The 18,993-nt window shown below is 45.9% G+C and carries 14 protein-coding genes; 6 read left to right on the top strand and 8 right to left on the bottom strand.

Annotation, left to right across the window (positions count from 1 at the left end; genetic code table 11):
* Window positions 1-11: 11 nt before the first annotated feature.
* Together KOE27_RS00905 and KOE27_RS00910 are read right to left on the bottom strand one after the other, a co-directional pair.
* Window positions 12-2,435: an alpha-glucuronidase family glycosyl hydrolase gene (locus tag KOE27_RS00905; protein WP_215236998.1), complete on the bottom strand. Its 2,424-nt coding sequence runs from the start codon at window positions 2,433-2,435 to the stop codon at window positions 12-14.
* A 42-nt stretch (window positions 2,436-2,477) separates the two neighbouring features.
* Window positions 2,478-3,581, bottom strand: a complete 1,104-nt coding sequence (locus KOE27_RS00910) for an acyltransferase family protein (RefSeq protein WP_215236999.1) — start codon at window positions 3,579-3,581, stop codon at window positions 2,478-2,480.
* Window positions 3,582-3,876: 295 nt separating this feature from the next.
* Between KOE27_RS00910 and KOE27_RS00915 the strand changes: the two genes are divergently transcribed.
* The 4 genes from KOE27_RS00915 (at window position 3,877) to KOE27_RS00930 (ending at window position 9,971) form a co-directional block, all read left to right on the top strand.
* On the top strand, window positions 3,877-6,471 hold the full coding sequence (locus KOE27_RS00915; RefSeq protein WP_215237000.1) for a family 20 glycosylhydrolase: 2,595 nt from the start codon (window positions 3,877-3,879) through the stop codon (window positions 6,469-6,471).
* A gap of 94 nt (window positions 6,472-6,565) precedes the next feature.
* Window positions 6,566-7,402: an ROK family protein gene (locus KOE27_RS00920; protein ID WP_215237001.1), complete on the top strand. Its 837-nt coding sequence runs from the start codon at window positions 6,566-6,568 to the stop codon at window positions 7,400-7,402.
* Window positions 7,403-7,511: 109 nt separating this feature from the next.
* Window positions 7,512-8,765, top strand: a complete 1,254-nt coding sequence (locus tag KOE27_RS00925) for a sugar MFS transporter (RefSeq protein ID WP_215237002.1) — start codon at window positions 7,512-7,514, stop codon at window positions 8,763-8,765.
* Window positions 8,766-8,801: 36 nt separating this feature from the next.
* Window positions 8,802-9,971 (top strand): AraC family transcriptional regulator, encoded by a 1,170-nt coding sequence (locus KOE27_RS00930; protein ID WP_215237003.1) that lies wholly within the window; start codon window positions 8,802-8,804, stop codon window positions 9,969-9,971.
* A 62-nt stretch (window positions 9,972-10,033) separates the two neighbouring features.
* On the opposite strand, the gene KOE27_RS00935 is transcribed toward KOE27_RS00930, so the two are convergent.
* The 6 genes from KOE27_RS00935 to KOE27_RS00960 all read right to left on the bottom strand — a co-directional run bounded on the left by KOE27_RS00935 (window position 10,034) and on the right by KOE27_RS00960 (window position 17,071).
* Window positions 10,034-11,524, bottom strand: coding sequence for a peptide MFS transporter (locus KOE27_RS00935; protein WP_215237004.1), 1,491 nt, complete (start codon window positions 11,522-11,524; stop codon window positions 10,034-10,036).
* A 206-nt stretch (window positions 11,525-11,730) separates the two neighbouring features.
* A complete protein-coding gene (locus tag KOE27_RS00940) occupies window positions 11,731-12,516 on the bottom strand; it encodes a TPM domain-containing protein (RefSeq protein WP_215237005.1) in 786 nt (261 codons plus the stop codon).
* Between the two features lie 6 nt (window positions 12,517-12,522).
* A complete protein-coding gene (locus tag KOE27_RS00945; protein WP_215237006.1) occupies window positions 12,523-12,963 on the bottom strand; it encodes a TPM domain-containing protein in 441 nt (146 codons plus the stop codon).
* 61 nt (window positions 12,964-13,024) lie between these two features.
* A complete protein-coding gene (locus tag KOE27_RS00950) occupies window positions 13,025-13,606 on the bottom strand; it encodes a LemA family protein (RefSeq protein WP_215237007.1) in 582 nt (193 codons plus the stop codon).
* Between the two features lie 177 nt (window positions 13,607-13,783).
* Complete coding sequence (locus KOE27_RS00955; protein ID WP_215237008.1) at window positions 13,784-14,974, bottom strand: deoxyribodipyrimidine photo-lyase; 1,191 nt, start codon at window positions 14,972-14,974, stop codon at window positions 13,784-13,786.
* A gap of 153 nt (window positions 14,975-15,127) precedes the next feature.
* Entirely contained in the window at window positions 15,128-17,071 is a 1,944-nt protein-coding gene (locus KOE27_RS00960; RefSeq protein ID WP_215237009.1) for an OmpA family protein, read from the bottom strand.
* Between the two features lie 668 nt (window positions 17,072-17,739).
* On the opposite strand from KOE27_RS00960, the gene rpsL reads away from it, so the two are divergent.
* Window positions 17,740-18,153 (top strand): 30S ribosomal protein S12, encoded by a 414-nt coding sequence (gene rpsL, locus KOE27_RS00965; RefSeq protein WP_026350530.1) that lies wholly within the window; start codon window positions 17,740-17,742, stop codon window positions 18,151-18,153.
* A 118-nt stretch (window positions 18,154-18,271) separates the two neighbouring features.
* Window positions 18,272-18,739, top strand: a complete 468-nt coding sequence (gene rpsG, locus KOE27_RS00970; protein ID WP_215237010.1) for a 30S ribosomal protein S7 — start codon at window positions 18,272-18,274, stop codon at window positions 18,737-18,739.
* Window positions 18,740-18,993: the final 254 nt, after the last annotated feature.

Raw genomic sequence — 18,993 nt, forward strand, 5'->3', positions numbered from 1 at the left:
TGTAATCAGTACTATTTTTTCATTAGCCATATCTCGGTCACCTGTGAGCCTCTTTCGCCTTCCCCGCAGTTCCAGATAAACGTCACCTCACCATCCTGGGTGGCTTGTTGCGGTACATTAAATTCAAAGGTAGGCTGCTCTCCGGTTTGTATCAGTTCGTGAACGACCTGCCCGTCGTCTGTAGTCATTTTCATTCTGGACCGGAACCGGCCTGTGTAAGAAATTCTGATGCGGTACTCGGCTTTGGGGTCAAGCTGGTCGTAGTGAATTTTCAGAGGTTGGTTGTATAGTGTTTTGGCTTGTTTCATCCATACCCTCGGCGTTACCTGCCCTTTGAAGCCCGTTGCTTTTATTTCGTCAACCCACTCTTCGCCCACCAGGCCAACCCCGAATCCTATCCTGGGCGATTGTAAACTTCCCGGATCCTCTTCCCAGCTTAACCCTGGCACCACGCGGTACCAGCTTTCCGGGTCTCCGAAATGGTCATAAAACCCACCTGGTCCGGCATCTGTTCTATGGAGCATTTCATGGATACCCTTCATCCTGTCGCTTTCTTCCGTAAGTTTTTCTATTTTCTCCATCTGATCCAGCAGCCAGGGAGCATCATTCAAAGGCATGTTGATCAGGTCAATAAAGTTACCTCTCCCCGACATTGCCCCGTGTTTCTTCATCGTGAGCTGTGCTCCAATGCTTTTATAGAGTGAGTCGGCCAACTGGCTGCATTTTGTTTGAAATTCCTGAAGTATGGGTTCTTTCCAGGCTTTTTCCAGGGTGAGCCGGGCCTGTCTGATAGCCTCTCCTGAACCTGTTGCCTTTGCCGACGCCAGAGTCTCTCTCGCTGCCCGCTCAAGTTCCATTTCACGGATCAGCCGCTGGCGGGTATAGGCATCAAAATAAGCGCGGATCAGGCCCATTTGGAAGCGCGGGTTCTGCTGCACTTTGAGCGGAGCCATTTGTTCTATTTCCTGCCATTGCTGCAAAGTCCGGTTCACACCATCATTGGAAACCAGTTCGCCTGTCCAGTTTTTTTCAAGCGAAATCAGGCCCTGTGTAACGGATTCGGTATAGTCTTTGCCAATAAATAACCGGGCATAATCACGCAAGGTTTCCACCACCGGCGTTTCAGGGTCCCAGTCCTGATCACTCCATACGAATTTATTGACGTCATCATTGGTACCCTCGGAATAACTAACACTGCCTACTCCATACTCGTCGAAGGCATTGTGGATAGCTTTTTCGTCGTGCGGGCGCGGGTTGATACTTTCCCGGCCTAGTGTCATAGCCCATGCCAGATCCCAATGCGGAACAGGATACTGAGAGCTATAGTTATGAGTGATATCCGGATAGTGCCTGATCGGAATGGATGGTTTTACCAGTGCCCTGATTTTCTGTACCGGAATCTTGATCCACGGCCCGAAAACTACTCCGCCAAACCAGGGATACCCTTTGTTCACATGTTCAAAGAAAGTATCGAACCATTTTTGCGTTGGTCTGAAAACCTGTGGTGATACCCAGATCTTGGCTTCGGGATGGTACTTCTGCAGAACTGCGGCTTCTTTGGCAAGCCAGTTAAAAAGTACATCAGGTTCCAGCTCGCCCGGATCTCCTGCGGGAACAAATACTGCATTTAATTTGGGAAGAAGCCTGAAAATCTCTTCCCGCTCTTTGATTTCCCTGGCTATAGAATCAGGATGAACATAGTCTTTTCCCATATTGGGGTACCAGACAGACACATCAAGTCCGTACTCCTTACATATCCGTGACTGCTCCACCACCATCTGAATGGGTGGTACTTTCATGTGGGGACTGGTGGCGTCGTCATCTGTTCTCGGGGGAAGTATCTCAATGGTATTAGCTCCAAACAGAGCCAGATCTCTGATATACTGATCAAATCCCGCTACCGTAAATGCATCGTATGCGTTGGTTTTTGGCCTATACCCAAGCTGGTGCCCCCTGACAGGGTAGCGGGGGCTGGTGGAAAAAGTGAACTTGCTATCCATAAGAAACTGATTTGGACCCATTTCCGCTTTTCGGAGCAACCTCCCCACACCATATAAGATTCCCCTTGCATCTTTTCCGGCTATTAGTATCGTTTTGGTGGCATCATTTACCAGCAGTTTGAAACCCTCTTTTTTTATTTCCGAAAGGGCGTTCAGGCTACTGTTGATTTCGGGCGAAATTTTTGCCAGATCGCTTTCCAGACCAATGATGATCAGGTTCTGGGCCGATTTGGGTCGCTTTTTGACGACCGGAATTTTAATGCCGGTTCTTTTTTGAACCTCAGTTTGTAAAACTTCGACACTCCGTAACAAGACGGATTTATCGGAAACAGGGCAGAATATCTGAGCTTTGGAAAAATCTGTCTGTTGGGAAAACGCCGTTCCGGAAAGCAATGAAAACGACAGCAGTACTAATATAGAATGGATATATTTCATTAAAAAAATAATTTAAATGCCAGATAAAGGATTTTACAGGGTTTATAATTTGATGAAAATTTTCCTGCGATAAAGCAGGTAAGCAGGGATAAAATTGATGCAGACAAAAATCAGTGCGTACAGCAGGCTGGCAAGCTTAGGTTCCAGCCCGGCCTGGCTCAGGCTGTCGGTAAAATGATGGTTAAGTGTTTTTCCGCCAAAGTCGGATATGTAAAAAATAAGTGCAAGGATGTCTGCCAGCACATACACCGTAATGGCGTTGGCGCCGAAAATAACCCCAGGTTCAGTACCTTTTTGTCTCTTGAGAATATCGACCACAAAATAAAGTGCGCCAAGAAGCAGAGATGCAAAACCGGAAGTCACCAATACAAACGAACTTGTCCAGAGGTTTTCGTTAACTGGAAAGCCAAGTCCCCAGAAATAGCCGGCCGCAGAAGAAAATAGCCCGGCTGTCATGAGATAGTTAACTTTTTCATTTGGAGTGAAATTCCCCAGAATAAGGCGGCCAGCCAGCATCCCGGTAATGCAGGTAACGAAAGAAGGGAATGTGCTGAGAATTCCTTCCGGGTCCCAGTTTCCTTGCCACATTTTTCCCGGCAGATATTGCTGATCCACCCAGGCTGCCAGATTTTTTCCGGGCTCAATGACTACCTCTCCGATACCCGGCGTTGGGATATAATTCAGGGCGAGGCTGTACAAAACCAGGATGGTAATTCCGATAATGGCCTGCTGTTTCCAATTGGTATTCAGGAAAAGAATGGCGCAGACCAGAAACACAATGGCAATCCGGTGTAACGTTCCTGTGTAACGAAGGTCGGTAAAATCAAAACTGGGAAGCATATTAAGAAACATACCGACGGCAAATATCTTAACAGATCTGACGACGATCTTTTGGTATAATCCCGGTTTGATGCCTGCCATGCCCAGTTTTTTTGAATAGGCAAGTACAATGGAAACACCCACAATATACAGGAAGAACGGAGCAACGAGGTCGGTAAAGGTCAGCCCGTTCCATTTGGTGTGTCGGAGTGTGGCATATACAAATTCCTCGTTACCCGGGAAATTCACCACGATCATCGCGGCGATTGTAAATCCACGCATGGCATCCAGCGAAATGAGTCTAGTAATTTGAGTACTGCTTTCCATGATTTGCGTTTCCTTTTAATACTATAGTGAAGAAACTATGGGCTATTCCGCTGGGAAATGGATTAAACCAGCAATTTTATTAGGTATGTATGGGAGAGAGGAATGCTCTTATTTTATTAATGCTCTGATGATTAGCGTAGCGGGGTTGTGGGAGGATCATAACATCCGGTTTTGCTCAGGCAGTATTTGTTAAATCGATAGTATGTTTTTGTATATTCAGAGTATTATTAACGTTTCCTGTTTTTCGGGCAGGATGAAATAAACAAAGACCATTAACATGCATCTTAATCACTCTATGAAGAATACCATTTACCTATTTATTTTCGCACTGTTGGTTCTGACAGGATGTGGCAAATCGGGAAAGATTTCCAGCGATGAAGCCGGGAAGATCGGCATATCCTGGAAGCTTGTCAGTAATTTTATTGAACCTGCGGGGCACTTTGAAGCTAAATTTACGATCAGGAACGGCAGTAATATTACCCTTGACGGCCAAAATTGGGCATTGTTCTTCAACATGTCGCCCAGGCCGATTCAGTCCAATAAAACACCTCAGCCTGCTATCATCGAACATATCAATGGCGACTGGTACAAAATGGTGGCGGGTAAGGATTTTAAGCTGAGCCCGGGCGATTCTATCACCGTTCAATATACAGGATCAGAAGGAATTATTAAGGAAACGGACGCCCCGCTAGGCCTTTATTTTGTGTTTTACGACAAAGAGGGAAACGAGCAGGACATTGTTCAGGTTGCGGATTATACCATAGAACCGTTTACTACCAAAGAACAGATATTGAGGGGTACGATGGACCTGAAGGCGTTGCCAACTGCTGAAAACCGTTATAAGGATAACCTGGTCTTTTCAAAATTGGCAGCAGATCAGTTACTGAAAATAATACCTACTCCTGTGAAAATCAGTGGAGGTGCAGGAACATTTACACTGACAGACAAGGCCGGAATATATTTTGGAGAAGGACTGGAGAAGGAGGCGCAATACCTTGCAGACAAACTGAAAGAGCTGACCGGAACAGCATTCAGAACAGAAAAAGGACTTCCTGTTAATCCTTCAGGTGCTTCAGTGATTTTGAAAAACGATAAGATCCAGATAAGCGGTATCGCAAAGGAAGCGTATAAACTGGGTATATCTGCAACCGGAATTAGCATTACCGGAAGCGACGCCGCAGGTGTTTTTTACGGAATCCAGAGCTTGCTCCAGCTGGTACCGTTGGAGTCATATCAGAAAAAGGCTGCATCCGTTGTTTTGCCTGTTACACAGGTGGAAGATGCGCCGCGTTTTCATTTCAGAAGTCTGCATCTCGATGTTGCCAGAAATTTCCAGACGAAGGAATCTGTGAAACGGATTCTCGACCTTTTGTCTACCTACAAGGTAAACCATCTGCTGCTTTACACCACGGAGGATGAAGGATGGCGGGTTGAGATTGAAGGCCTTCCTGAACTGACTTCCGTAGGGGCACAGCGCCAGCATACCTCAGGAATGAACGCTCCTGCGCTGCATCCCGGCTATGGTTCGGGCCCGGTAGCTTACGATAAAGACAAGTATGGAAGTGGATATTATACCAAAGCCGATTTTATTGAAATACTGAAATATGCCAATGACCGGCACATCAAAGTAATACCGGAACTGAATTTCCCTGGTCACGCCTTAGCGGCAATTAAATCAATGGAAGCCAGGTACAACAGGCTCATGAAAGAAGGTAAGGAAAAAGAAGCCAACGAGTACCGCCTGATTGACCCTGACGATAAGTCGGTATACCTTTCTGCACAGGCTTATAAAAATAATGTGGTGAACGTGGCGAGTGAATCTACTTATCGTTTTTTCGAGAAAGTGGTAGACGAAATGGCCAAAATGTATAAAGAGGCTGGCTTAACGATGGATACCTTTCACACCGGAGGAGATGAGGTGGCTGCGGGTGCGTGGGAAAAGTCACCCATGGCTGCTAAGCTGATCAAAGATAATCCGGAGATCAAAAGTGCTAAAAACCTGCAGGCATATTTCTTCAGACGGCTTTTGCCAAGGTTGGAAAAACGGAACATTAAAGTGCATGGCTGGGAGGAAGTGGCACTTACCAAGGGTGCGGACGGGAGTTATCTGGTTAATCCGGAGTTCATCGGACACCCGGTGGTACCTTACATCTGGAATAACGTCTTTGATGTGGATCTGGGAAACCGTCTGGCAAATGCAGGATACCAGGTGGTACTGTGTAATGTTACCAATTTCTATTTTGACATGTCCTATAACAACGATCCCAAGGAGCCGGGGTTGTACTGGGCAGGGTTTGTAGACACGCGTGACAACTGGGCTTTCGCACCCTTTAATATGTTCAGGACCACTGAAGAAACAGGTATGGGCAAGCCAATGAAAGAGGAGTTTGTAGGAAAACAGCCCATGAAGCCGGAGGCACGTAAAAATGTTCTGGGTATTGAAGCACAGTTGTGGAGTGAGACTATCAAAGGGCGGGGAATGATGGAATATTCCATTTTACCAAAGCTGCTCGGTTTTTCAGAAAGCGCCTGGGCACCAGAACGCGCCTGGGAAAATGTTGCTGATGCGGTGCAGCGGAATCGTGCCATCCAGCAAGGCTGGAACTTATTCGCTAATACCATTGCGCAGAAAAACATTCCAAAGCTCAGCTATCTGAACGGAGGTTATAACTATCGTTTACCGTTACCGGGTGCGGTGGTGGAGAGTGGCATGCTGAAAGCGAATGTAGAACTGCCCGGCCTGGCTATACGGTATACAACGGATGGGTCGGAGCCGACTGAAAAATCGGCCTTGTATGAGGTTCCAGTGAAGGTTTCAGGTAAAATTAAACTTAAAAGCTTCGACAGCGCGGGTAGGTCAAGCAGGACCTGTGAAGTAGCTGCCCAATGATCTGAAAGGAATCAGATTTAATCAAATTACACCGGCTCTTCAAAAGAGCCGGGTTACTAACTATTGTCTAAACAAACTCAACATACCTAATTTAATGAATATCGGAGTAGACATCGGCGGTACAAATATCCGTGCCGGGATCGAGCTGGGAGGAACGATTACGAAACAACACAAAATGTTGCTGGAGAATAAGGATTCACTTGCTGCAACTTTATCACAATTAAAGGACCTGATCAGACCCCTCACGCAGTATCCGATAAAAGGGATAGGCATTGGCGTGCCTTCCGTGGTGGACGTGAGCAAAGGAATTGTTTACAACGTGATGAACATACCCTCCTGGGAGGAGGTGGCACTCCGTGATATTATCGAAAATGAATTTAACATCCCCGTTTCGATCAACAATGATGTAAATTGTTTTATCTTGGGAGAGCATCGTTTCGGACTGGCAAAAAAGTATAAGTCTGTCGTCGGAATGGCAATCGGAACAGGGCTGGGGTCGGGGATAATCATTAACGACCAGCTGTATGCAGGGAACAACTGTGGTGCGGGAGAAATTGGTATGCTGCCTTATAGGGATTCCGTACTGGAAAACTATGTCTGTAACCGGTTTTTTGAAGATACCCTCGGTATGGATGCAAATGCGGCTCATCAGCTTGCCAATGCCGGAGACTCACGTATGCTGGCCGTTTGGGAAGAGTTTGGGAAACATCTGGCGGCAGTAATCAAAACGGTAATGTATACCTATGATCCGGAAGCCATCGTCCTGGGTGGCTCCATTGCCAAGGCCCATCAGCTTTTCAAGAAAGGCATGCTTGAGAACCTGAAAGATTTTGCTTATCCCGAATCGGTAAAGAGACTTACCTTATTGCTTTCCGAAGATGACAACATAGCCCTTCTGGGAGCGGCGGCACTTATGCATGATATTCAGTAAAAAAGTTGATTGTAAGGAATAAGCTGCCTAACTTTTGGTATATCATTTCGGAACCGGAACAGTAAATCAAATAACTGAAATACTGTTTCTTTAAAAACCCTACTAATCCATGCAGCGTAATACTTTTATTGTAGTACTGATACTCCTTATCTTTTTTGTAATATCATTTCTTACCAATATTCTTGGCCCTATCATACCTGATATCGTCAAAAGTTTTGACCTGAGTATTGGTCTGGCGGGCTTCCTGCCATTTTCATTTTTTGTTGCTTATGGGATCATGTCAATTCCCTCCGGTTTGCTGGTGGAAAAGTACGGAGAGAAACGAGTACTTCTCTGGGCATTTTCTCTTGCATTTGCGGGTGCTTTGCTTTTTGCATTAATTCCAGGGTTTTCGATCGCATTGTTTTCGCTTTTTGTGATCGGAGTAGGAATGGCAATGCTTCAGGTGGTGATCAACCCGTTACTCAGAGTGGCCGGAGGAGAGGAAAAATTTGCCTTTAATTCGGTACTGGCGCAGCTGTTTTTTGGTGCAGCATCATTTCTGAGCCCGTTGCTTTACAGCTTTCTGGTACTGAATGTGCACTCAGGAAGTAACAGCTTTCTGATCAATATCCTGGATGGCCTGGTTCCGGAGCATCTGAAATGGGTTTCACTATATTGGGTTTTTGCCGTAGTTGCCCTGGTAATGGTGATCATTATTTCTGTTGTAAAATTTCCGAAGGTAGAACTCAGGGACGAAGAGCGGATGGATGTGGGCAAGTCGTTCGGGGAGCTCCTGCGCAACAAATATGTATGGCTGTTTTTTATGGGAATATTTGCCTATGTGGGTACCGAGCAGGGAATTGCCAACTGGATTTCCCAGTTTCTGCAGAGTTATCATGGCGTGGACCCTGCCACGGAAGGAGCTACCATCATTTCCTATTTCTGGGGATTGCTCACCATTGGTTGTTTTTTAGGGCTGATACTGCTTAAGTTATTTGACAGCCGTAAAGTGCTGATGCTTTTTACTTCCGGAGCGGTCATAGCATTACTGGCGGCCCTGTATGGGACGAAAGAACTAGCTTTGTTTGCTTTTCCTGTTACCGGTTTTTTTGCCTCCGTAATGTATTCTGTCATTTTCTCACTGGCGCTTAATTCCGTTCCAAGCCATCATGGTACCTTTTCAGGAATTTTGTGTGCTGGTATAGCGGGAGGGGCTGTGGTGCCGTTAATCATCGGAGGGCTGGCTGAACTGGTGGGCCTGCAGACGGCTATGCTGTTTTTGCTGATTACGCTGGGTTACATTCTAAGTATTGGTATCTGGGCCAAGCCGCTGGTCAATAATGATACGATTGGAAGTATCAAAGAAATATTCGGAAAGTGATCTCTGCTGATTTGATCGGTCAAAAGATATCTGCTTATGTATAAAATAATTCTCCTTCTGGATTTTGCCGAGGAGTACAGCAAGAGCCTGATGAAGGGTATCAATGCGTATTCAAAAGAGCACGGACCGTGGGTTTTCTGCCGGATGCCGCTTTTCCACAGAGAGACCGTCGGTATTGGCGGGATACTGAAATGGGCCCTTGAATGGGGTGCTGACGGCATCATCGGGCAGTTGTACAACGATAAGGAGATCCAGACAATCGTGGAGGCAGGGATACCGCTCATCGCGCAGGATTTTAAGGAGCGCTTTGCTGAAATACCTAATATCACTGGCGCCTATCATGTTACCGGTCAGCTTGCGGCTGATTATTTTCTGAAAAAGGGTTTCCTCAACTTTGCATTTTATGGTTTCCGGGATATTGTCTGGTCCAGGGAACGCGCCGAAGGTTATGAAGCCAGGCTGAAAAAGTCAGGACATAAGGTCCATTATTTCGAGCATAAAAAAGCCAGAAGCAGTGAACTCTGGTACTATAAACCGAGCTCGCTAAGCCGCTGGCTGAAATCACTCCCCAAACCCATTGCCCTGATGTCCTGCGACGATAACCAGGGGCAGCATATTACCGAGGCTTGCCGGCAGCTTGGGATCAGGATTCCAGAGGAGGTGGCTGTTCTGGGTGTGGATAATGACGAGATGATCTGTGACCTGTCTGACCCACCATTGTCCAGCATATCCCTTGATGCTGAAAAAGGAGGCTACGAATCTGCCAGGCTCATGGACCATATGATCAGAAATGGGACCAAGCATTTTTATGATATAGTTGTGGAACCCGTGCAAATCATAACCCGGCATTCAACCGATATTTATGCTACACACGACGACCACATTGCATCTTCCCTGAAGTATATCCACCAGAACATCGATAAAAACCTGCACGTGGACGAGGTTGTAAAACAGGTTCCATTGTCCAGACGGGCGCTGGAGAAGCGGTTTTTCGAGATCACCGGCTATCCTGTTTACAAGTATATATTCAATCTTAGGATTGAGAAATTTACGCAGAAATTACTGGATACCGATATGTCCGTTTTTGAAATTGCTTTGGATATGGGGTTGGCTGACAGTAAAAATATAGCGCGGCAGTTCAGACAGGTAAAGGGCTGCAGTCCAAGTGTTTACCGTAACAGGTACCTTACCGGAAAACAAAAGTAATCGGCTGGACAATCGCCCATCATACTAACTTTTACCCTTTGGTGAGCCTCTCTCTCGAGGTTTTACTGAATTCCCCCCATCCAGTTTTTGACAGGCTTCCAGAAAACCAGAAGAAGCAATCCAAAGCCGATAGAAAAGAGTGTTACCTGATTGAACAGGGCAGGCATTTGCTGCACATTGTTTTCATCAAAATTTCCTGCGAAAAGACCTGCGATGAGATTACCGAGCGAAGCTGCCACAAACCAGATACCCATTAACTGGCTTACATATCTTTTTGGAGCGAGTTTGGTATAGGAGCTCAGTCCAACGGGACTCAGGCAAAGCTCTCCAATGGTATGGAACAGATAGGTAAATGTCAGGAATAGGGGAGAGACAAGAGACCCTGTAACAGCTTCTTTCGCAGCCATTTCCATTACAAAAAATCCAATACCCAGGAGAATTAGAGCCAGTGCGAATTTCACAGGAGTGGAGGGGTTCAGTCCTTTGGAAGAGAGGAAGATCCAGAGGCTAGCCATTACGGGGGCAAAAATGAGAATGAAACTACCATTGAAATTTTGAAACCAGCTGGACGGCATTTCCCAGGTGCCAATGCTGCGCTGCGTATGTCTTTCGGCAAATATCTGCAGTGAAGAGCCAGCCTGTTCAAACCCAGACCAGAACAATGCAGCTGCAAGGAAAAAGACGATCAATACAAATACGCGCTTTTTTTCGACCGGTGTAAGCCCGCCTGCCACGAGAATAAACAGAAAGTAAAAAGAAGAGACCGAAACAATGATAACGCCCGCGCCCTGCGCAAGACCTGTGGCGGTGGTCATATCTATTGTCCCTGTCCACTGCAGAACAGAAAGGAATCCGATCAGCAGAACGATAAGGCCATAGCCAAGCGTTGTATTGGACTTCGTTTGCTGGGCTGACTCGGGTGTGCTGATTTTTGCAGGAGGAACGTCTCCGAAACCACGCAGATATTTTGCACTGCCCAGTTTAAAAACGACTAGGCCCAATAGCATACCTATTGCTGCCGCACCGAAGCCTATATGCCAGTTGATTTTCTGACCCAGATAACCGACAATCGTGATACCGAGAACAGACCCCAGGTTGATACCCATATAAAAAATGGAAAAAGCGGCGTCGCGGCGGGCACCTCCTTCGGGGTAGAGTTCGCCTACTATAGAACTGATATTCGGTTTAAGCAGCCCGGTACCCAAAGCAACAGTGACCAGACCAAGAAAGAATATCCCTGTTCCGCCCGGAACGGCAAGTATAATATGCCCGAGCATGATGATGATGCCTCCATACCAAATCGCCTTCTTTTGTCCAAGCACGTTATCTGCCATCCAGCCACCCGGCAAAGTCAGCAGATATACAGATGCCGTATACAGGCCATAAATAGCAGCCCCTTCGGCGGCATTTAATCCCATACCTCCGCGGACATTGTCAATCAGGAAAAGTAACAGAATGGCACGCATTCCGTAATAGCTGAAGCGTTCCCACATTTCGGCAAAAAAGAGTACGTAAAGCCCTTTGGGATGTTTTTGGGATATTGGTGCAGACATTGACAGCAGAAGTGGTTTGTTTGGTTAAAGGGCGATATTCCCATCATTCTATGGTGCAAGATAGGAAATTACCGTAAATATCGAATATCCTGTCCCGGAAAGAGAAATTATAGTAAAACCGGTACCGGGATGGCTTGGCACAAAGTAAGCAGCCCACCGGAAACAATGTTCCCGATGGGCTGCTCGATGCTTTACTTCAATATCGGTTAATAATCACTGCTGGCTCCGCCTCCTCCAAAACTACCTCCTCCGAATCCCCCGAAGCCACCACCGTCGCCGCCTCCCCAGCCACCACCACCCCAGTTACCTGAGGAGCTCCCTCTGCTGGAATGCGTTGCGTAGGGCCAGATAATAGGTCCTCCACCAAAATTACCAAGGCCACCTCCGCCGCTCCCGCGGTTCCCTTTGTTTCTGGATATGATAAACAGAATAATGATAAAAATGATGATAACGACAAATATGGGCGATATGCCACCACCCTCATCATTGTCGGACGGGTCAGCTTTATACTCTCCGGTAGCATATTTGAAAATGGCTTCAACGCCTTTGTCCAATCCCTGATAGTACATTTTGTTCCTGAATTCCGGAGCAATTACCTGGCTGGTGATTCGTTTTGCAATGGCGTCCGGAATTACCCCTTCCATGCCATAGCCGGTACTGATGGCTATCTTGCGGTCTGTTGATGCCCAGAGCAGCACAATTCCGTTATCCTTGCCCTTTTGTCCAACACCCCATTCCCGGCCGATCTTGAATGCATAGTCGGCAATCGGGTATTCGCCAGTTGTCGGTACTACCACAATCACGATCTGTGAAGAGGTAGAGTCATTATAAGCCACAAGTTTTTGCTCCAGCTGAGCTATTTCCGTTGGATTAAGCTGGTTGGCAAAATCATTTACCAGGCGGGGAGGATTGGGGCGGGCGGGAATATTCTGCGCTGTTGCGCCGAAGATAACTGCCAGGATCAGGAAACAAATACTAACTAATTTCTTCATGCTGTATTATCCGAACGATATATCGTCAGGAAGTTCGTTGATGTCATCAGAGCGGTAGGGGAAATGCTTTTTAAGCTGTTCTCCGGCTTCTTTTATACCCAGGCAAAGTCCCTGCGTAAATTGATTCTGGGAAAAATAACTTCTCAGAAGGTCTTTGGTGCTATTCCAGAAGATATCGGAAACTTTTTCATGAATACCGCTGTCGCCCAGTACCGCAAATTTCCTGTCTTCGTAGGCCAGGTAAAACAGGACACCGTTTTTTTGCGCTGTCTGGTGCAGATTCAGGAAGCCGAAAACCTCCTTGGCTCTTTCCATGGCATCCGGGGTATTACAGTTTCTCTCCACGTGCACTTTAATCTCTCCGGACGTCTGCTTTTCAGCTTCCCGGATAGCAGCAACAATCTGCTGTTGTTCTTCTTCTCCAAAAAAGAGTGATTCTTCTGCCATTATTCTAACCCGACATTATAAACAGGACAGGTCCATTGACCTGCCCTGACGAACATTTAAATTAGAATTGGACCGACGGTGCTTTCTCTGATCCGGCAGCAGCAGTGAAATAACCTTTCTGTGCAAATCCGAACACGCCTGCAAAAAGGTTGGTTGGGAAAGTACGCACTTCCTGATTATAATCTTTCACCACGGTATTGAAATCGTTACGTGCAACTGTGATCCGGTTTTCAGTACCTTCCAGCTGTGCCTGTAATTCCAGGAAGTTCTGGTTTGCCTTTAACTGGGGGTACTGTTCAACAGAAACCAGCAGACGGGACAATGCACCACTGAGCTGATCCTGAGCGCCCTGAAATTTGGCTATGTTTTCAGGCGTGAGGGCATCCGCGCTGATGGTTGTCTGTGTTGCTTTGGCACGAGCTTCTATTACACCCGTCAGCGTGCTTTTTTCGAAATCTGCAGCACCCTTTACAGTACTGACGAGGTTGGGGATAAGGTCGGCCCGGCGCTGATACTGGCTTTCTACCTTTGCCCATGACTCTTTTACAACTTCATCTTTACTAACAAGACCGTTATATTTGCCACACCCCACAAATCCAAGAATCAGAACGATAGCGATTACGGCAATTAATCCTTTTGACATTTTAATTCAGTTTAGAGTTAATGAATTCTTCTCAAAGTTGTTCAAAGCTAGTAAAATCTTCAGCAAAAACTACATGACCGGCCCCGACTGGTTATATACCGCACCTCTGCCGGATAAAGGGTTTGTGTGATTTACCAAACGGTGGCCCAAGGGTAGTCTCAGGAGGGTGCAAGTAGCTCATTCTACACCCACTTTTGCCACCTGGTTCCATCGGCCCCAGCTCACGGCTACGTCATAATCCAGTAACAGGCTTTCAAAATAAGTGGCTCCCCAGGTCCAGTTGATATCCAGCTCGTTCACGAGGTAATTGGCTGCCTGGTACCTTTCTGCAAGATTGGGATAACCGGTTGCCTTCAGCTTCAACATGATCTTATTGATTTCCGGATTTTCTGTTTCGCCGAGTTTCCATTTTTCAAATATAACGGGATCGTTGTTCCAGCGATGCTCAAAAAGATGTTTGATTCCGCTGGGTTTGAACAGCCGGGGGCCGTATTTCAATAAAGTGAAATGGGCGTAGTCGCGCTCAAAGAGATTCTTGATTGTTTCATTCCTGCCGGGAGTTTTCTCCGGCAGTTTTGCCAGCTGGGTATAAATCTGCCTGGCAGATACGCACCCGAGCGCAATCCAGAGAGAGAGCCGGGAATCCGTTATGTGGTCGTAGGTAGCAGAAGAGGTGCCTTGTTTTAATTCATTGACTAACTGTGAAAGAAGCTCAAGCCCTGTATTTTCCCCTCCTTGTGGTATTTCACCGGTGTATGTTTCGGAAATTTCATCAGGCTGAAAACCCAATGAGGGAACCTCCGGCATTAGGCCCGGATCATAATCACTGGGCAAATGAAGCTTTTCAGGAGCGGGGAGTATTGTTTTAACGGGCAGCCGGTCTTTAACCATTTGCCAGTAAGAGTCAAATCCATGAGGAAGTTTTGCAATAGAAAAAGGAAGATCCTGGACATTTAACAAAGTATCAATCCAGAATAGTTTTATATCTACGTTGTGAATTTTGAGGTTCTTACTAAGCAGTGATTCGATCCTTGTTTCTTTGGGGCCGATTTTTTTGGTGGTATACACATAGTCAGCATGGTAGTCTTCGGCCAGTTGGGCTATGATCTTTTCGGGCTCCCCAACTCTGATCAGCAGATCTGCCCCCAAAGCTTTCAAACGGTTTCGGAGCTCGGCAACCGACTCGATGATCAGTTGGGCACGGAATGCACCGGTCCGGCGGAAGCCCAGCCGTGTTGTTTCAAACTGACGCGGATCAAAAACATAAACAGGGACAATTTCGTAGGAATTTTTAGCCGCCTGGTACAAAGCTTCGTTATCATGAAGGCGCAGATCGTTTCTGAACCAGAAGATAATACGTTGGGTCATCACTATGATTAAAAGGTATTAAAACCAAAACAAACTGCAAGTATACAAAATATTGAAATGGTATAAATGAAAGAAGCCCGCCCTTTCGATCTGAAAGAGCGGGCCCTTGGTTTTGAAGTCGTATGAAGTCCGAAACTATGGTTATATCTTTAATTAATAACTCAGAATGGTAAATTCTGTTCTCCGGTTCTTCTGGTGTTCTTCTTCCGTTTTTGCATTGGGAATGATGAGTTCTCTTTCTCCATAACCCCTGGCCACCATGCGGTCTGCATCAATACCTTTCAGGTTGAGATAATTTACAGCCGATTCGGCCCTGTTCTGTGAGAGTGTCATGTTATAGGCATCGGTGGCGCGGGCATCGGTATGTGAGCTGAGCTCAATCTTCATGCTTGGATTGTCTTTTAAGATCTGCACCAGTTTGTCGAGCTCTATGGCTGCGTCGGGCCGGATATTGTACTTGTTAAGATCATAGTAGATATTTTCAAGAACAAAGGTTTTGTTCAGTTCAAGCTTATCCAGTTTTACTGAAACATAATAGGTGGTATCCGTTAAAACTTTGGTCAGAAAAATGGGAGGAATCGTGCGGCCGTTCATAGAGAATGGCTCACGTTTGCTGATATATCCTTTCCGCTGAACCAGTAATACGTATGATTTGCCTTCTTCCACGGGGTGCCTTCCAAATTTGCCCGCAGCATCAGAAAACACCTGAGCAATAGGGACGTCCGAAGTATCAGGTAAAATATTCACAATCGCAGAATCCAGGGGTTGTGAAGGCGTGGTATTCTCTGAGATATCCCCGGCAAGAAAATAGCGGACTACTTTTGGCTTGCCATTCACGTAATTTGGATTTTTGGGATTCATAGGATCGTTGGGGTCATCCTTTTTGGCAATCGTAGTACTATCGGGCTCTTCAGGAGCAGCAAAGTAATACAGGTCGTCATCTCCTTTTCCTCCATCCCGGTTGGACGAGAAAAAACCTTTTCTGAGACCTTCGTAAAACACCAGTCCGAAATCGTCCTGCGGACTGTTAAAAGGTAGCCCCAGATTTTCAATTGTTATGATGCCCTGAGAGCGCGTTGCCGAAAAAAGATCCAGTTTGCCAAGGCCCGGATGTCCGTCCGAGGCAAAATACAGTTTTCCGCCTTCGGCAACATAGGGGAACATTTCATCTCCTGCGGTATTGATATCCCTGCCCATGTTGACGGGCTTGGAGAACCTGCCCGAAGCATCCATATTGGTCCGGTAAAGATCAATTCCGCCAGCACCGCCAGCGCGGTTGGATGCGAAGTAGAGCGTTTTTCCATCGCGCGAAAATGCAGGGGAACCGTCCCAAGCCAGTGAGTCATTTACAGGGAGTATAGCGGGCGGTGTCCATTGGCCATTTACATTACGGCTGAGATAGAGATCCACATCGGCAGTGCCATTCTTTTTACCGGTATTGCCTCTTGCAAAAACAAGCGTCTTGCCATCCGGAGAAAATGCCGGAGAACCTTCGTTGGCATCTTCTGCAAAAATTTCCTTGCTAAATAATACAGGTGTTCCCTGTGTCTGCCACGGATCTTCTGCAATGTTTACTTTATAAAGGCCCAGCATGGCCTGGCCGTTGTTCTTATAGATTTTTTCTTTTTTGGAAGAAGAAAAAACAAGCTCTTTGCCAAGTATTGCAGGAGAGAATTCCGCTCCGCTGGTATTAAGGGGCAGGTCCTTTAGTTCAACTTCCAGTTTTGTTGTTTTAAGCCTATCGGCAATTTTCAGGATCTCAACTTCCCTTAATGCTCTTTCCTGTAAATTTTTCGGGCTGTTTGGCGCAGAGGCAAAAGCGGAGAACTGGGTGGATGCTTCGGCATACTGCCCGGCTGTTTTTAACGCATAGGCATACTGAAACTGAGCTTCCGGATTGACGATACCACCGTCGAGCGCTTTTTTGTAATAAGGAATAGCTTCTTTGAAGCGGTTGGAAAGCCGGTACGATTCAGCAATGAAAAAGCTGGTTTGGGTAGGTTCGTAATTGGCATCGGCAGCTTTTTGAAATCCCTTGATAGCGAGGTCATATTCTCCGTTGTCAAATTTTTTGACGCCATCTTTGTAGGCTTGCATGGCTGAATTACACCCCGATAGCAAAGCACTTATTACCAGAAGACTTATAATGAAAGTAAAATTACTCCGCAAAATTCTCATAATTAAAGGTATAAAATCTATCGATTGTCAAGACACTTCGTGGGTTTTTAACAGCAATACTAATAAACAACGTTTGGAAATAAAATTCCGGATATAAGGATGGAATATTTTTATTGAAATATTTAAATCAATATCCGGGTGCTGACAGAAGCTTTTATTTACTACGACAACAGGTAACTTTTTACAGGACCTTACCAATCCCGTTGCTGGATATGTAATACTTTGTCAAGGCATTAGGGTGTAAAATTTACCCGGATCGGTCAATTCAGACCATGTTTTGCCGAATGTAGATAAATTTTCTGGCAGTGAACGCCGGTTGGTCCAACAAAACATACCGGGGCATTCCGGAAGTGACAGCACAGGACTTGTCTGAAACGTGATCTATCACAAGCCTTCACTCCTCACAACAGGCACATCAGGCTGTGATTGGGACGTATAGATGCAGATAATGTTTGTATTAATCAAAAAAAAATGTCAACCTTTTGTAAATCAATATGAAAGTTATAATTTTGCAGTCCGATTTTTCGGGAAAACTGTTTTAAAAACAAACGACTGGATATCTAACCAGATCAAAATCAATTTGTTAAATGCCAACTATTTCACAATTAGTACGTAAAGGTAGAGAGACCATTACTTGGAAATCAAAGTCTCCGGCTTTGGATTCCTGCCCTCAGCGTAGGGGTGTGTGTACCCGTGTGTACACCACAACGCCAAAAAAACCAAACTCAGCACTTCGTAAAGTAGCCCGTGTGCGTCTTTCCAACAACAAGGAGGTGAACGCATATATCCCGGGTGAAGGACACAACCTGCAGGAGCACTCCATCGTGTTGATCCGCGGTGGTCGTGTGAAGGATTTGCCAGGTGTACGTTACCACATCATCCGTGGTGCATTGGATACAGCCGGTGTAAACGGCCGTAAACAACGTCGTTCTAAATATGGTGCGAAACGTCCGAAACCAGGACAAGCTCCGGCAGCACCAGTAAAAGGTAAGAAAAAATAAAAAAGTAACTCTCTCTGCTTTTATTAAGTCATTCATCTAAATAAAAGGGAAGTAATCCAGGCGATGGCCAGGGTGAATAAGTTGCAAAACGAAACCTCGTTAAACATTAAGTATTAAAATGAGAAAGTCCAAACCAAAGAAAAGATATATCCTGCCTGATCCAAAGTTCAGGGATGTACAGGTGACCAAGTTTGTTAACAACCTGATGCTTGAAGGTAAGAAAAGCATCGCTTTCACCATCTTCTACGATGCGTTGGAGCTGGTTGAGAAAAAGACAAGCGAAAGCGGCCTCGAAACATGGAGAAAAGCATTGAACAATGTAACACCCTCTGTGGAAGTAAAAAGCCGCCGGGTAGGTGGTGCTACTTTCCAGGTTCCTACCGAGGTTCGTCCGGAACGTAAGCAGTCGCTGGGTATGAAATGGTTGATCAACTATGCACGTAAACGTGGTGAAAAAACCATGATGGACCGTCTGGCCGGTGAAATCATTGCTGCTGCCAAAGGTGAAGGTGCTGCTGTGAAGAAGAAAGATGATACCCACCGTATGGCGGATGCGAACAAAGCATTCTCGCACTTCCGGTTCTGATTCTTCCGAATATACAAATTACAGAAAAAGGACACTGCCACATGCAGTGTCCTTTTTTTTGCCCGCAGGCCAAATGCTGCCTCCATATTTTTATTCTTTTTCCAGGTTGATCGAAAAAATTACTTTCAATCATTGTTTTTATAATCAACAATTTATACTTTTGCGCTCTGAATTTTTGAAAGTAGTGATAAGCTATGCCTTCTGAGTTCATAATTGCTTCGCATTAGAATTGCACATCGAAATAAAATAACACA

The sequence above is a fragment of the Dyadobacter sp. CECT 9275 genome (assembly GCF_907164905.1).
Taxonomy (GTDB): domain Bacteria; phylum Bacteroidota; class Bacteroidia; order Cytophagales; family Spirosomataceae; genus Dyadobacter; species Dyadobacter helix.